This window comes from Leucobacter muris (assembly GCF_004028235.1).
GTDB classification, from domain to species: Bacteria; Actinomycetota; Actinomycetes; order Actinomycetales; family Microbacteriaceae; genus Leucobacter; species Leucobacter muris.
In genome coordinates, this window is the sequence record NZ_CP035037.1 from 1,130,342 (window position 1) to 1,144,410 (window position 14,069).

Below are 14,069 nucleotides of genomic sequence, written 5' to 3' on the forward strand. Positions count from 1 at the left end.
GGCCGCGGCGGAGGTGATCCGCCGCGGCCGCGCGGTCGTCTCCGGGCCGCGGCGAGAGGATCCGACCCGGGCATGCGGCGGCGCCCCGAGCGCGGCGGGATCCGCGGCTAGCGCATCGCGCGGTTGAGCAGCTGTCCGAGATGCAGTCCCTCTGTCGCGCCGAGCTGGTCGGCCTGCGTGCGGCAGGAGAGGCCGTCGGCGAGGAAGACGGTCGTCTCGGCCTTCGTGCGCAGGGCGGGCAGGAGGGCGTTCTCGGCGACCGCGACCGACATCTCGTAGTGGCCGGCCTCCATGCCGAAGTTGCCCGCGAGCCCGCAGCACCCGGGGAGCGTCTCGACCTCCGCCCCGAGCAGCCGCATGAGCTCGACGTCGGTGTCGAAGCCCATCACCGAGTACTGGTGGCAGTGCGGCTGCACGAGCACCCGGGTGCCCGTCAGGTCGATGCGTACGTGCGTCCCCGAGCGGTGGCGCAGCAGCTCGGCGAGGGTCCTCGTGCGCTCGGCGACGGCCGCGCTCCGCGGGTCGTCCGGCAGCAACTCCAGCAGATCGGACCGCAGCACCGCGGTGCACGAGGGCTCGAGGCCGAGGATCGGGATGCCCTGCTCGGCGTAGGGCGCGAGCTCGTCGAGCAGGCCGGTCAGCCGCTTCTTGGCGCCGTCGAGCTGACCGGTGCTGATCCAGGTGAGCCCGCAGCAGACCGGAGCGGGGATGATCACCCGGTAGCCGGCCCGTTCGAGCAGGTTCCGAGTCTCGGCCATGATCTCGGGGGAGAAGTTGTTCGAGAAGGAGTCGGCCCAGAGCACCACCGCGTCGCCGCTCGGCGATCCCGCCCGATCGCGGGCGGCTCTCCGCGCACTCGTGAACGATCGCTTGAATCTCGGGATGCTGCGCCGGGTGTCCATGCCGCCGAGCTTGAGCACCAGCTTCTCGAGGCCCGGCACGCGGAGCGCGGCGTTCGCGAGCGGAGCCGCCGGGGAGGAAAGCTTCGCCCACCGGGGCAGCCATCCCAGGGTGTAGTGGCTCACGGGCCTGATACGGCCCCGGTACTTCTGGTGCTGCACCTCCGACTTCAGTGCGGCCATGTCGACCCCGGCCGGGCAGTCGAGCGAGCACGCCTTGCACGAGAGGCAGAGGTCGAGGGAGTCGGCGACCTCGGGTGAGGTCAGCCCGCCCACGAACGTGCCGTTCGCGGCCTCCTGCAGGATCCTCGCCCGCCCCCTCGTGGAGTCCTTCTCGTCACGGGAGGCCTGATACGACGGGCACATGAACCCGCCGTTCTCGCCGTTGTCGGCGCGGCACTTGCCGACGCCCACGCAGCGGTGCGCGGCGCGGCTGAGGTCGCCCCCGTCCTCGAGCAGCGCGAGGCCCTGGGCGAAGATCGGCGCCGCCTGAGGCCTGCGCAGATCGGAGGTGAGCGGCAGCGGATCGATGATGACGCCGGGGTTCAGCAGGTTCTGCGGGTCGAACTCGTCCTTGAAGCGCGACATCAGCGTGAGCGCTCGGGGCGAGTACATGTACTGCAGCAGTTCGCCGCGCGCGCGACCGTCGCCGTGCTCTCCCGACAGCGACCCGCCGAAGCGCGTGATCAGCTTGGCGGCGTCGTGCATGAAGTCGTGCAGCACGTCCCCGCTCTGCTCGAGCGGGAAGCTCAGGCGCACGTGGATGCAGCCGTCGCCGAAATGGCCGAACGGCATCCCCTCGATGCCGTAGCGCGCGCAGAGCTCGTCGAACTCCGTCAAATAGTCCCCGAGGTGCTCGGGCGGCACCGCGGCGTCCTCGAGGCCCGGCCAGGCGGGGACGCCGTCGGGCGTGCGCCCGGCGAGGCCGACGCCGTCGGCTCGGATGCGCCACATGGCCTGCGCCTCATCGCGCGACGGGACGACCCTGAAGTGCGACGTGCCGGAGGCGTCGAGGAACGAAGCGATCGCGGCGTCGACGTCGGCGACCGTCGAACGGTCGATCTCCACGAACAGCCAGCCGTCGCCGGGCGGCAGCTCGGGCACGCGCACGCCGGCGCGGTGGCTCAGCACCGACTCGAGCAGGCGCCGATCCATGCTCTCGATCGCGATGGGGCGGTGCGGGATCATGTGCACGACCGAGCGCGCGGCGGCCACCATGCTCGGGTATCCGAGCACGATGAGCACCGGATCGCGGGGCGCCTCCACGAGCTTCACCGTGGCCTCCGTGTAGAGACCGCAGGTGCCCTCGGTACCGACCATCGCCTTCGTGAGATCGCGACGGTTCTCGGGGAGCAGGTGCTCGAGGGAGTACCCCGAGACCTGCCGGGCGAACCGCCCGAACTCGGTGCGGATGGTCGCGAGCTCGGACTGCACGAGATCCTCGAGAGTCGAGGGGAGCCCCTCCATCCGCCCCGTCTCGAAGACGCGCCCCCGGCCGTCGACGAACGAGAGCGAGTGCACGTTGTCGGCGGTCTTCCCGTAGTGGAGCGCCCGCGGTCCGCAGGCGTTGTTGCCGATCATGCCCCCGATCGTGCAGCGGGTCGCGGTCGACGGATCGGGCCCGAAGCGGAGACCGTGCGGCAGCGCCGCCCGTTGCAGCTGAGAGAGCACGACGCCCGGTTCCACCCGCGCGAGGCGCGCTTCCGGGTCGAGCTCGAGGATCGTGTTCAGGTGCCGCGACGTGTCGAAGACGATGCCGGATCCGACGGCGTTGCCGGCCACCGAGGTTCCGGCGCCGCGGGCGGTCAGCGGCACCCCGTACGTGCGCGACGCCTCGGCCAGCAGCTCGATCTCGTCGGAGTGGCGGGGGAACGCGACGGCCTCGGGCACCACCCGGTAGTTCGACGAGTCGCTCGAGTACTCGCCCCGCCTGCGCTTCGAGCGGTCGACCTCGACGCCCGAGCGCTCGAGGAACGCGTACGCCTCGCTCGTCGCTGCGGTCATGCCCGGCGCTCTTCCGCGGCGGAGGTGCCCCCGGTCGCTCCGCTCCCGCCCGCGCCGAGGCCGATCATGTCGGCGATGTGCTCGGCGATCGCCATCGATGAGGTCGCGGCCGGGGAGGGCGCGTTGCGCACGTGGGTCACCCGCCCCGATCGCTCGATGACGAAGTCCTCCTCGAGGGCGCCGTCCGAGCGCATCGCCTGCGCCCGCACGCCCCGCGTGCCGGGCAGCAGGTCCCGGCGCTCGATGCCGGAGATGAAGTCTCTCGACTGCCGCGCGAAGGCGCGTCGGGTGTTGCCCTCGAGCTGCTGGACCGTGCTGCGGATGTTGCGCGCGGCGAACCTCCAGAACGCGCCGGTGCCGGCGATCTGCAGGCTGTCGCGCAGCGAGAACGAGAGGCTCGAGTAACCCTCCCGTCGGAAGGACAGGAAGGCGCTCGGGCCGACGAGCACGCGCCCGTCGATCATGCGCGAGAGGTGCACGCCGAGGAAGGGGAACGCCGGATCCGGAACCGGGTAGATGAGGCCCTTCACGAGGTCGGCCTTGGGCTGGGCGAGTGTGTAGTAGCTGCCGGCGAAGGGCACGATCGCGGGGAAGCGGCCGCCGCCCGTGGTCTTCGCGATGCGGTCGGACTGCAGGCCCGCGCAGACGATCACCCGGTCGAACGCGAGCCGCTCGCCGCCGACCTCGACGACGGCCCCGCTGTCGGATCCGGTCACGCCCGTCACCCGCGCGCCGAATCTCAGCTCGGCGCCGCGCTGCTCGGAGAGGTCGAGGAGCTTGCGGGTGATAGCGGCGTAGTCGGTGATGGCCGTGGTGGGGGAGTGCAGGGCCGCGATGCCGTTCGCGTGCGGTTCGACGCGGCGGATCTGCTCGAGGGTGCGCAGGATCTCGATGCCGGGCACGCCGTTGGCCCTGGCGGTCTCGGCGATCTGCTCGAGCCGGTGCACCTGCGCCTCGTCGGTCGCGATGAGCAGCTTGCCGCACTCGTCGTAGGGCAGCCCGTGCTGCTCGGCGAACGCCTTGACGAGCGCGACCCCCGGCGCGTGAGCGTCGCCTTCAGGCTGCCGGGCGTGTAGTAGAGGCCGGCGTGCACGACACCGGAGTTGTGCCCCGTCTGGTGCAGCGCGGGCGCGCTCTCCTTCTCGAAGAGCGTGAAGGAGCAGTCCGGATGTCGCTCGGTCAGCAGGTGCAGGAGCGCGGCGCCGAGAATTCCCCCGCCGACGATACCTATGGAGGTTGACATGATCCGAAACCGATGCTTTCTGTGTCTATAGTGGGTGTTCATGGAGAAGTTCGTCTTTGGGGAAACCGCATCGAACAGTCTCGTCGGCGTCATCCGTCAGGCGATTCTGAGCGGACGCTTCTCACCGGGCACGCTGATCTCGACGAGCGCGCTGGCGAAGGAGCTGGGGGTCTCGCGCACGCCGGTGCGGGAGGCGCTGCTCCAGCTCGCCCAGGCGGGAATGGTGCAGTTCGAGAAGAACCGGGGCGCCCGCGTCGTGGGCACCTCGATTCCCGAGCTGATCGGCGTCTTCCAGGTGCGGCTGCTGCTCGAGGTGCCGCTGATCGCGCGCGCCGCGCAGATCGCCACGGGGTCCGATTTCGCCGAGGTCGAGCTCATGCACGAGAAGATGCAGCGGGCCTCCGAGAACGCCGACTACGACGAGTTCCTGAGCGCGGATCGCGATTTCCACCTCGCTCTGCTGCGCATCGCCGACAGCCCGAGAGCCGTCTCGATCGTGCAGGATCTCCGCAACGTGGTGCTGACGCGCGGGGTGGGCACGGTGCCGAACAGCCGCTCCACCCACGACATCATCGGCGAGCACGAGGCGATCCTCACGGCCGTGAAGGCGGGGGACCCGGCCGCGGCTGCGGCCGCCACCCGTCGACATATTCTCAGCACCGCATATCTGCTGATCAACCAGGAGAGCAAGGGCCAGGAGGAGTACAGCCGCGAACGCGTGGCCGAGCTGCTCGACTGGGTCGGCAAGAGCGAGTTCCCGAGCTGACGGCTCCGTCATGAGTCTCACCACCGCTTTCTGAAATCGCCCCTCTGATCGACGTGGGATACATCTTCACACGATTTGCATGTAACATGCAATAAGCAATGCAGCACGCCCGTGTCACGCCTCGCGCAGGCCCGGGTCCCCGTATCGATGAACCGAGGAAGGATCAGAGAATGACGGATCAGAAGGGCTTCGCGGGTCGTCTGACCTCGTACGGCGACCCCGGTTTCTCGAAGTATCTGCGCCGGGCGTTCCTGTCCTCCGCGGGGTACGACGCCGAGGATCTCGAGCGGCCGATCGTGGGCATTCTGAACACGACCTCCGACTACACCACCTGCCACCGGGACATGCCCCAGCTGATCGAGGCGGTCAAGCGCGGGGTGCTCGAGGCGGGCGGGCTCCCGTTCGTGTTCTCGGCGATGTCGCTGGGGGAGATCCTGACGAACCCGACGACGATGCTCTTCCGCAACCTCATGGCGATGGAGGTCGAGGAGCAGCTCGGCAACCAGCCGATGGACTCGGTGGTGCTGCTGGGCGGCTGCGACAAGACGGTGCCGGCAGAGCTCATGGCCGCCGTCTCGAGCGACATCCCCTCGATCGCCCTCGTCGTCGGGCCCATGATGACGGGCAACTGGCGCGGCGAACGCCTCGGGGCGTGCACCGACTGCCGCCGCATGTGGGCCGACTACCGCGGAGCCGGCCTCGACGCGGAGGAGATCGCCGAGGTGACCCAGCAGCTCTGCCCCACGTCGGGCACCTGCATGGTCATGGGCACCGCCTCGACCATGGCGTGCGTGACCGAGGCCCTCGGCCTCATGCTGCCGACGGGGGCGACGGCCCCGGCCGTATCGAGCGACCGGCTGCGCCTCGGCGTGCGGACGGGTCGGGAGGCCGTGCGACTGATCGGCGACCCCGTCACGCCGCGCGAGATCCTCTCGGAGGACTCGTTCCACAACGCGATGACCGTGCTCTCCGCGATCGGCGGATCGACGAACGCCATCATCCACCTCACGGCGATCGCGAGGCGCATGGGCATCCGGCTGACGCTCGAGGACTTCGACCGGGTGTCGGCCGCGACGCCGCTCCTCGTCGACTGCAAGCCCGCGGGCAAGGGATACCTGCCCGACATGCACATCGCCGGGGGAGTGCCGGCGCTGCTGGCCGAGCTGAAGCCGCTGCTCAGGCTGGACGCGAAGACGGTCACCGGCAAGACGCTCGGCGAGCTCATCGAGTCGGCGACGAACGACACGCGCTGGCAGACGACGATCCGCACGCTCGACGAGCCGCTCGGCGACCCCGGGGCGCTCGTGGCGCTCAAGGGCTCGCTCGCGCCCGAGGGCGCCGTGCTGAAGGTGGCGGCGGCATCGGGGCGCTTCAACACGCACCGGGGGCCGGCGGCGGTGTTCGACTCGCAGGAGGATCTGGAAGCGCGCATCGACGATGAGTCGCTCGGATTGACCGAGGACCACGTCATCGTGCTGCGCAACATCGGCCCCGCGGCGGCGGGCATGCCGGAGGCCGGATCGGCGCCCATCCCGCAGTACCTCGCGAAACAGGGGGTGCGCGACATGGTGCGGATCAGCGACGGACGCATGAGCGGCACGTCGTACGGGACCGTCGTGCTGCACGTCGCGCCCGAGTCGTCGAAGGGCGGGCCGCTCTCGCTGGTGCGCGACGGCGACCTCATCGAGCTCGACGTCGAACGGCGGGTGCTCGATCTGCTCGTGGACGAGCAGGAGCTCGCACGCCGCACGCCCTCCGAGCCGAGGGCGATCGGGCGGGAGCGCGGCTACCGCAAGCTCTACCACGACAACGTGCTGCAGGCTCCGGAGGGCGCAGACCTCGGATTCCTCGTCGCCGACTGAGTGCGACCGGCGCTCGCGATCCCAGCCGCGGCGGGCGTCGGGCGCCGCGCAGGCGCGAGACGGGGTCCGCGGCTACGCCCGCGCCCGCGCCTCGATCACGTGGAAACCCTTGTCGCGCCCCGCGCGCGACACCTCGAGCCCTACGAACTCGGCCGCGATCCAGCGCTGCAGCGAGTCGGCCCCCAGGTGCTTCGCGACCACGAGATAGGCAGCGCCCCCGGGCAGCAGACGGGGGAGCCACGCGGCGAGGATCCCGTGCAGCACCTCCTTGCCGACCCGGATCGGCGGGTTCGACCGGATCTCGGCGAAGCCGAGGCCGCTCGGCACCTCATCGGGCGCCGCGACCCGCACGTTGCCGAGGCCGAGGCGTGCGGCGTTCTCGCGGGTGAGCTCCCGCGATCGCGCGTTCACGTCGACCGCCCAGACCTCGCGCCCGGGGGCCTCGATGGCCGCGTCGAGCGCGATCGGCCCCCACCCGCAGCCGATGTCGAGCACGGCGCCCTCCGGCGCCTCCTCGAGGCCCGGTACCGTGCGCAGCAGCACCTCCGTGCCGCGGTCGAGGCGGTCCGGGCTGAAGACGCCGCCCGCGGTGAGCACGGCGTGCGGGGAGCCGCCCAGCACCGCCTCGATCTCGCGGGGGCGGTAGTCGCCGGCGGGGGCCTCGGAGAAGTAGTGCTCGGTCACCCACTCAGTATCCCAGGCGCGAGGAGCGGCCGTGGCGGGCCGCTCCTTCGGATCGCGCCGATGCCTCGGGCCGGGATCCGCGTCCTCGTCCGAGATATCGGCGAGCCCCGAAGCACGGGCGGGTGCGGAGGATCGCGCTGTGGGCGAACGGCCGACACGCGCGGGATGATCCGACGTACACTGGAGGCCAGATGACAGAACGCTTCACAGAAGAATCAGACCTCGCACTCGACGACGTCGTCGTGAACGGCGAAGCGGACCGCGGTGCGAAGAGCGCGCAGCGCGCCGACTCCGCGAACGCCGCGTCGCAGGCCGACGCCTCCGAGGCACCCGCCGCAGGCGACGAACCCGGTGCTTCCGCGGCCCGGAGCGGCGCCGATTCCGGCACACCCGATGACGACTCCCACGCGGCCGACAGCGCCGATCCGCTCGAGCGGCTGCTCGCACGCGCCGCGCGCGGCGGCTCCGCGACCGTGATCCGCGACGCGGCGGCGCGCTCCGGCGGCCTCGGCGTCGACAACCTCACCGGCGGAGCGCAGGCACTCGGCGACGAGGCGCACGACCGGCTCGCCGAAGACCTCGAACTCATCCGACTCGAGCGCGAGGAGCGGGCGTCGCTCACGCGCGTGGCCGGCCTCTCGACCGAGCTCGAAGACGTCACCGAGGTCGAGTACCGGCAGCTGCGCCTCGAGAACGCCGTGCTCATCGGCGTCTACACGGGCTCCGCCCGACACGGGCTCGAAGAGGCCGAGAACTCGCTGCGCGAGCTCGCCGCCCTCGCCGAGACGGCGGGCGCCCGCGTGCTCGACGGCCTGCTGCAGCGCCGCGCGCACCCGGACCCCGCGACCTATCTCGGCAAGGGCAAGGCGCAGGAGCTCGCCGAGCTCGTCGCCGCCGTCGGCGCCGACACGGTCGTGGCCGACACCGAGCTGGCCCCGAGCCAGCGCCGCGCGCTCGAAGACGTGGTCAAGGTCAAGGTGATCGACCGCACCGCGGTGATCCTCGACATCTTCAGCCAGCACGCGAAGAGCCGCGAGGGCAAGGCCCAGGTCGAACTCGCTCAGCTCGAATACCTGCTGCCGCGCCTGCGCGGCTGGGGAGAGTCGATGTCGCGGCAGGCCGGTGGCCAGGTCGGCTCGGGCGGTGCGGGCATGGGATCCCGCGGCCCCGGCGAGACCAAGATGGAGCTGGACCGCCGCAAGATCCACACCCGCATGGCGAAGCTGCGCAAGCAGATCGCCGGTTTCGCCCCCGCCCGCGACGCGAAGCGCGCGAACCGCAAGCGGGGCGAGGTGCCGTCGGTCGCGATCGCCGGCTACACGAACGCGGGCAAGTCGAGCCTGCTGAACCGCCTCACGGGCACGCAGGAGCTCGTGCAGAACCAGCTCTTCGCCACACTCGACACGGCCGTGCGCCACGCCGAGACGGCCGACGGGCGCCGCTTCACCTACGCCGACACCGTCGGCTTCGTGCGCAACCTGCCCCACCAGCTGGTCGAGGCGTTCCGGTCGACCTTCGAGGAGGTGGGCGAGGCCGACGTGATCCTGCACGTGGTCGACGGGTCGCACCCCGACCCCGCCGCCCAGCTGCGCACCGTGCGCGATGTGATCGCCGAGGTCGACGCGCAGGGTATCCCCGAGATCGTGGCCTTCAACAAGGCCGATCTGCTCGACGAATCGCAGCGGCTCGTGCTGCACGGCCTCGCCCCCGACGCCGTGTTCGTCTCGGCGCGCACCGGCGAGGGCGTCGAGGAGCTGCGGCGCCGGATCGACGCGGCGCTGCCGGTTCCGGATCGCGAGGTCACCGTGGTGGTGCCCTACGACCGCGGCGAGCTCGTGGCCGAGCTGCACGAGCGCAACCGCGTGCTGTCGACGGAGTACGTCGAGCAGGGCACGCGGGTGCGCGCCTACGTGACGGGCGAGATGCTCGCGAAGCTCGACCCGTACCTGGCGTAGGCGGAGCCTTCGGGGCGGACGCCGACTCGAAGGCTGTAACACTTCGTAGTTCATACAGCGCAACATGCGCACTCCACGTCGGCGGTGCGGGATAGCGTGTGGGTGACCGGGCGCGGATCGCACCCGGTCGCGCACCCCACGTTCCCGAACCGAAGGACCCGCATGTCCGCAACGACGCCCCTGCCCAACGCCACGATCCTCGGGTACCCGCGCCTCGGCCGCCGCCGCGAGCTGAAGCGGGCCATCGAGTCCTACTGGAAGGGCAGCACGAGCGAGGGCGAGCTCCTCGAGACGGCTCGGGAGCTGCGCGCCGCGACCCGCTCGCGCCTCGTCGAGCTCGGCCTGCCCGCAGCGGGCGGCGCGGTGCCCGAGAGCTTCAGCTTCTACGACCAGGTGCTCGACGCGACGCTCGCGCTCGGCGCGATCCCGGGCCGCTTCGCCGACGTCGCGGCGCGCGAGGGCGCGAGCGACCTCGACGTCTACTTCGCGCTCGCGCGCGGCGACAAGGACCACCAGCCGCTCGAGATGACCAAGTGGTTCGACACGAACTACCACTACAGCGTTCCCGAGATCGACGAGCGCACCCCGTTTGCGGCGAACGCGGCCTCCCTCGTGGCCGGCGTCGCCGAGGCCGCGCAGCAGGGCGTCGAGCCGCGCCCCGTGCTCGTGGGCCCCGTCACCTACCTGCTGCTCGCGAAGGCCTCCGACGACGCCGGCGAGGGCTTCCGCCCCATCGATCGCCTCGACGAGGCGGTCGCGGTCTACGCCGAGCTGCTGAGCGCGCTCGCCGCCGCCGGCGCCTCCTGGGTGCAGCTCGACGAGCCCGCACTCGTCTCCGACTCGCTCTCGGTGCCGCGCGAGCAGACCCTCGCGCTCGTCGAGCGGGCGTACGGCGCGCTCGGCGCGGCGCCCGCGGCGCAGCGTCCGCAGATCCTGCTGACCGCGCCCTACGGCGACTCCTCCGGCGCGCTCCTGCGCCTTGGCGCGCTGCCCGTCGAGGCGGTGCAGGCCGACCTCGTGCGCGGCACACTGCCGATCGAGGCCCACGACTCCGGCGAGCTCGCGCGGGCGTTCGAGGGCACGCAGCTGGTCGCCGGTGTCGTCGACGGCCGCAACATCTGGCGCACCGATCTGCGCCAGTCGTTCGGCACCGCCGAGGCTCTGCAGCGCTCGGGCATCGCCGTGGTCGTCGGCACCTCCAACAATCTCCAGCACGTGCCGCACGACGTGAACGACGAGACCAAGCTCGACGAGCGCCTGAAGTCGTGGCTCGCCTTCGCCGACCAGAAGGTCGAGCAGGTGGCGATCCTCGCCCGCGGCCTCTCCGAGGGCTCCGCTGCCATCGAGGCCGAGCTGGCCGAGGTCGACCGGGTGCTCGCGGACCGCGCATCGGCCCCCGGCGTTCGCGTCGACGGCGTCCGGGATCGCGTCTCCGCCGTCGGCGAGGCCGATCGCAGCCGCGCCTCCGAGGGCGACCGCCGCGACGCGCAGAGCGCGCTCGGCATCCCGAGCCTCGCGACCACCACGATCGGCTCCTTCCCGCAGACCACCGAGATCCGCAAGGCCCGCGCCGCCTTCACGCGCGGCGAGATCGACCAGGAGGCCTACGACGGCTTCCTCCGCGAGGAGATCGAGCGCGTCATCCGGCTGCAGGAGCAGATCGGGCTCGACGTGCTCGTGCACGGCGAGGCCGAGCGCAACGACATGGTGCAGTACTTCGCCGAGCTGCTCGACGGCTTCGCGGTCACCGAGCACGGCTGGGTGCAGTCGTACGGCACCCGCGCCACCCGCCCCTCGATCCTGTGGGGCGACGTCTCGCGGCCCGCCCCCATGACGGTCGCGTGGTCGGCCTACGCGCAGTCGCTCACCGATCGCCTCGTCAAGGGCATGCTCACGGGCCCCGTCACGATCCTCGCCTGGTCGTTCGTGCGCGACGACCAGCCGCTCGCCGACACCGCGAACCAGGTGGCGCTCGCGCTGCGCGACGAGATCGACGATCTCGTCGAGGCCGGCATCAAGATCGTGCAGGTCGACGAGCCGGCGCTGCGCGAGCTGCTGCCGCTCGACGCCGACCGCCAGCCCGCCTACCTCGACTGGTCGGTGGGGTCGTTCCGTCTCGCGACGAGCGGGGCGGCCGCCGAGGTGCAGATCCACACCCACCTCTGCTACTCCGAGTTCGGCGAGATCATCGACGCGGTCGACGGCCTCGACGCCGACGTGACCTCGATCGAGGCGGCCCGCAGCCGCATGGACGTGGTCGAGCCCCTCGGTGATCACGGCTACTCGCGCGGCATCGGCCCGGGCGTCTACGACATCCACTCGCCCCGCGTGCCGAGCGTCGAGGAGCAGACCGAGCTGATCCGCATCGCCGCGAGCCGCATCCCCGGCGAGCAGCTGTGGGTGAACCCCGACTGCGGGCTCAAGACGCGCGGCTACGGAGAGACCGTGGAGAGCCTCACGAACCTCGTGCGGGCGGCTCAGGCGGTGCGCGAAGGAGCGGTGTGACGCTGCCCGACTCGCGGGCGCCGCAGCCCGGTGCGGCGGCGCCCTGGCCGAGCGATCGGCTCCCCACCGAGCCCGTCGGCTCGCTGCCGCGCCCGGCGCGGCTGCAGCGCGCGGTGCTCGACGCCGAGACGGGGCTCGCCTCGCAGGCCCAGCTGCGCGCCGAGCAGGATCTCGCGGTGCGCGACACCCTCGACCGCCTGGCGGCGACCGGCTCGCCGATCATCTCCGACGGCGAGCAGCGCAGGCACAGCTTCGCGAGCTATCCGCTCGGCACCGACGAGGTCGAGGAAGGGCCGGTCTTCGCGGTGTTCGCCGACGGCCACCACCGGGTGATCCCGAGCCTCGCAAGCGCACCGTTCGCCTTCCGCGCGTGGGCCGCCGATGACGTGTCGGCGGCTCGCGAGCTGACCGACCTGCCGCTCAAGCAGGCCGTGATCTCGCCGTCGATGCTGTCGCTCATGGTGCCCGATGCGGGCCTCGGCGACTACTCGCGCGACGACTTCCTGAACGACGTGGTCGACGGCTGCGCCGACGACATCGCGCGCTGCTTCGCCGCGGGCGCCTCCCGCGTCACGATCGACTTCACGGAGGGGCGCCTCGCGCTGCGCCGTGATCTGCGCGCCCCGTGGGCCGGCCCCGAAGCGCTGGGAGGCTTCATCGAGCTCATCAACCGGGTGCTGGATCGCCTCGAGCCGCGGCAGCGCGCCGCGGTGGGCGTGCACACCTGCCCCGGCAACGACAACGACTCGGCGCACAGCGCCGACATCGACTACGCCGAGCTGATCCCCGAGCTGTTCCAGATCGAGGCGGGGTACTTCCTGGTGCAGGCCGCGGGGGAGAAGGATCCGGATCGTGTCGCCCGTCTCGTCGGCGGTCAGCTGCGCGGACGGGCATCCCGCGGGCGCGCCCCGCGCGTGCTCATCGGCGTGACCAACCCCACCCATCCGAGGCTCGAGACGGCCGAGCAGATCCGCGACCAGCTCGTGCGGGCGGCGCGCTTCGTGCCGCCCGAGCTGCTCGGCTCTACCGACGACTGCGGGTTCTCGCCCTACCTCATCGACGAGAAGCCGCGGCACGGCTCGCCCGACTTCGCCCGCGACGTGGCCTTCGCCAAGATCGCCGCTCGGGTGCGGGGCACCGAGCTGGCGTCCGAGGCCCTGGCGGGAGCGGCGTCGTGAGCCCGCTGCCGCTCGCGGGCAGCGCGCCCACCCGCGCCCGCTTCTCCTTCGAGGTGTTCCCGGCGCGCAGCGGCGCCGCCGCCCTCGCCCTCGGGCACGCCGTGCAGCACCTCTCCGCAGCCGGCCCCGACTTCATCTCGGTCACCTACGGGGCGAACGGGTCCAACCGCGACGCGTCGCTCGACCTGCTGAAGTACCTGCGCGATCACACCGACGCACTGCCGCTCGCACACCTCACCACGGTCGGTGAGAGCCGCGATGCGGTGCGCGAGACGATCCACCGCATCATGGACGCCGGCGTGCACGACTTCCTCGCCCTGCGCGGCGACCCGCCGCGGGGGCTCGACGAGCACGACCCTGCGGTGACGGGATCCCTGTCGTCGCTCGAGCTGGTCGATCTGGTCGCCGAGGCCCGCGCCGAGCGACCGCCGCTCACGAGCGTCGGGCGCACCGCCGTGGCCGCGTACCCGAACGGGCACCCGCTGTCGCGATCGCGTTCGCAGGACATCGAATGGCTCATCGAGAAGCAGGAGGCCGGCGCGCAGTTCGCCGTCACGCAGCTCTTCTTCCGGGCCGAGGAGTACCTCGGCTTCGTGGGCGACGCCCAGAGCGCGGGGCTGCGGATCCCCGTGCTGCCCGGGCTCATGCCGGTCTCGACGAGTGCGCAGCTGCGCAAGGTCGCGTCGCTGGCGGGTCGCCCGGCCCCCGAGGGGCTGGAACGGGCACTCGAGGAGGCCGGGGGATACGCGCCCGAGCTGGGCGTGGAGCACACGGTCGACCTCGCACGCGCGCTGCTCGCCGGGGGAGCCCCGTCGGTGCACCTCTACACCTTCAACCGGCACGAGCAGGTGCTGGCCGTGCTGCGCGAGCTGCAGCTGCTGACGCCGGATCCGATCGGCTGAGGGTACGGCAGCGCCGGGCGCTTCCGCGGCGTTCGGCCGCTCGCCACCGCGTGCCGACGCCGGGCCGGGGG

Annotated in this window: 8 protein-coding genes and 1 pseudogene; 6 read left to right on the forward strand and 3 right to left on the reverse strand. The window is 71.8% G+C overall.

Features of this window, described 5'->3' with window-relative positions:
* Positions 1-107: 107 nt before the first annotated feature.
* On the reverse strand, positions 108-2,903 hold the full coding sequence (locus Leucomu_RS05290; protein WP_128386561.1) for an FAD-binding and (Fe-S)-binding domain-containing protein: 2,796 nt from the start codon (positions 2,901-2,903) through the stop codon (positions 108-110).
* Positions 2,900-4,239 (reverse strand): annotated as a pseudogene (gene lhgO / locus Leucomu_RS05295) (L-2-hydroxyglutarate oxidase). Before lhgO ends, Leucomu_RS05290 begins: the two are co-directional and overlap by 4 nt.
* On the opposite strand from lhgO, the gene Leucomu_RS05300 reads away from it, so the two are divergent.
* Both Leucomu_RS05300 and Leucomu_RS05305 read left to right on the forward strand, forming a co-directional pair.
* Positions 4,187-4,912, forward strand: a complete 726-nt coding sequence (locus Leucomu_RS05300; protein WP_128386562.1) for a GntR family transcriptional regulator — start codon at positions 4,187-4,189, stop codon at positions 4,910-4,912. The pseudogene lhgO and the gene Leucomu_RS05300 overlap by 53 nt on opposite strands.
* 170 nt (positions 4,913-5,082) lie before the next feature.
* A complete protein-coding gene (locus tag Leucomu_RS05305) occupies positions 5,083-6,774 on the forward strand; it encodes a dihydroxy-acid dehydratase (RefSeq protein WP_017884738.1) in 1,692 nt (563 codons plus the stop codon).
* Positions 6,775-6,846: 72 nt separating this feature from the next.
* Here the strand turns inward: Leucomu_RS05305 and Leucomu_RS05310 are convergent, their stop codons facing one another.
* Entirely contained in the window at positions 6,847-7,458 is a 612-nt protein-coding gene (locus Leucomu_RS05310) for a class I SAM-dependent methyltransferase (protein WP_128386563.1), read from the reverse strand.
* A gap of 191 nt (positions 7,459-7,649) precedes the next feature.
* Between Leucomu_RS05310 and hflX the strand changes: the two genes are divergently transcribed.
* The 4 genes from hflX (at position 7,650) to Leucomu_RS05330 (ending at position 13,998) form a co-directional block, all read left to right on the forward strand.
* Positions 7,650-9,413: a GTPase HflX gene (gene hflX, locus Leucomu_RS05315; RefSeq protein WP_128386564.1), complete on the forward strand. Its 1,764-nt coding sequence runs from the start codon at positions 7,650-7,652 to the stop codon at positions 9,411-9,413.
* Positions 9,414-9,575: 162 nt separating this feature from the next.
* Positions 9,576-11,918 (forward strand): 5-methyltetrahydropteroyltriglutamate--homocysteine S-methyltransferase, encoded by a 2,343-nt coding sequence (gene metE, locus Leucomu_RS05320; RefSeq protein WP_128386565.1) that lies wholly within the window; start codon positions 9,576-9,578, stop codon positions 11,916-11,918.
* Entirely contained in the window at positions 11,915-13,096 is a 1,182-nt protein-coding gene (locus Leucomu_RS05325; protein WP_017884742.1) for a uroporphyrinogen decarboxylase/cobalamine-independent methonine synthase family protein, read from the forward strand. The genes metE and Leucomu_RS05325 overlap by 4 nt, the downstream gene beginning before the upstream one ends.
* The gene (locus Leucomu_RS05330) at positions 13,093-13,998 is read left to right on the forward strand and encodes a methylenetetrahydrofolate reductase (RefSeq protein ID WP_017884743.1); all 906 of its coding nucleotides are present in this window, start codon (positions 13,093-13,095) and stop codon (positions 13,996-13,998) included. Before Leucomu_RS05325 ends, Leucomu_RS05330 begins: the two co-directional genes overlap by 4 nt.
* Positions 13,999-14,069: the final 71 nt, after the last annotated feature.

Bases quoted from the DNA above. Each gene is read 5' to 3' on its own strand.
- Leucomu_RS05300 (WP_128386562.1), top strand. From the start codon at position 4,187: ATGGAGAAGTTCGTCTTTGGGGAAACCGCATCGAACAGTCTCGTCGGC.
- hflX (WP_128386564.1), top strand. From the start codon at position 7,650: ATGACAGAACGCTTCACAGAAGAATCAGACCTCGCACTCGACGACGTC.
- Leucomu_RS05305 (WP_017884738.1), top strand. From the start codon at position 5,083: ATGACGGATCAGAAGGGCTTCGCGGGTCGTCTGACCTCGTACGGCGAC.
- metE (WP_128386565.1), top strand. From the start codon at position 9,576: ATGTCCGCAACGACGCCCCTGCCCAACGCCACGATCCTCGGGTACCCG.
- Leucomu_RS05290 (WP_128386561.1), bottom strand. From the start codon at position 2,903: ATGACCGCAGCGACGAGCGAGGCGTACGCGTTCCTCGAGCGCTCGGGC.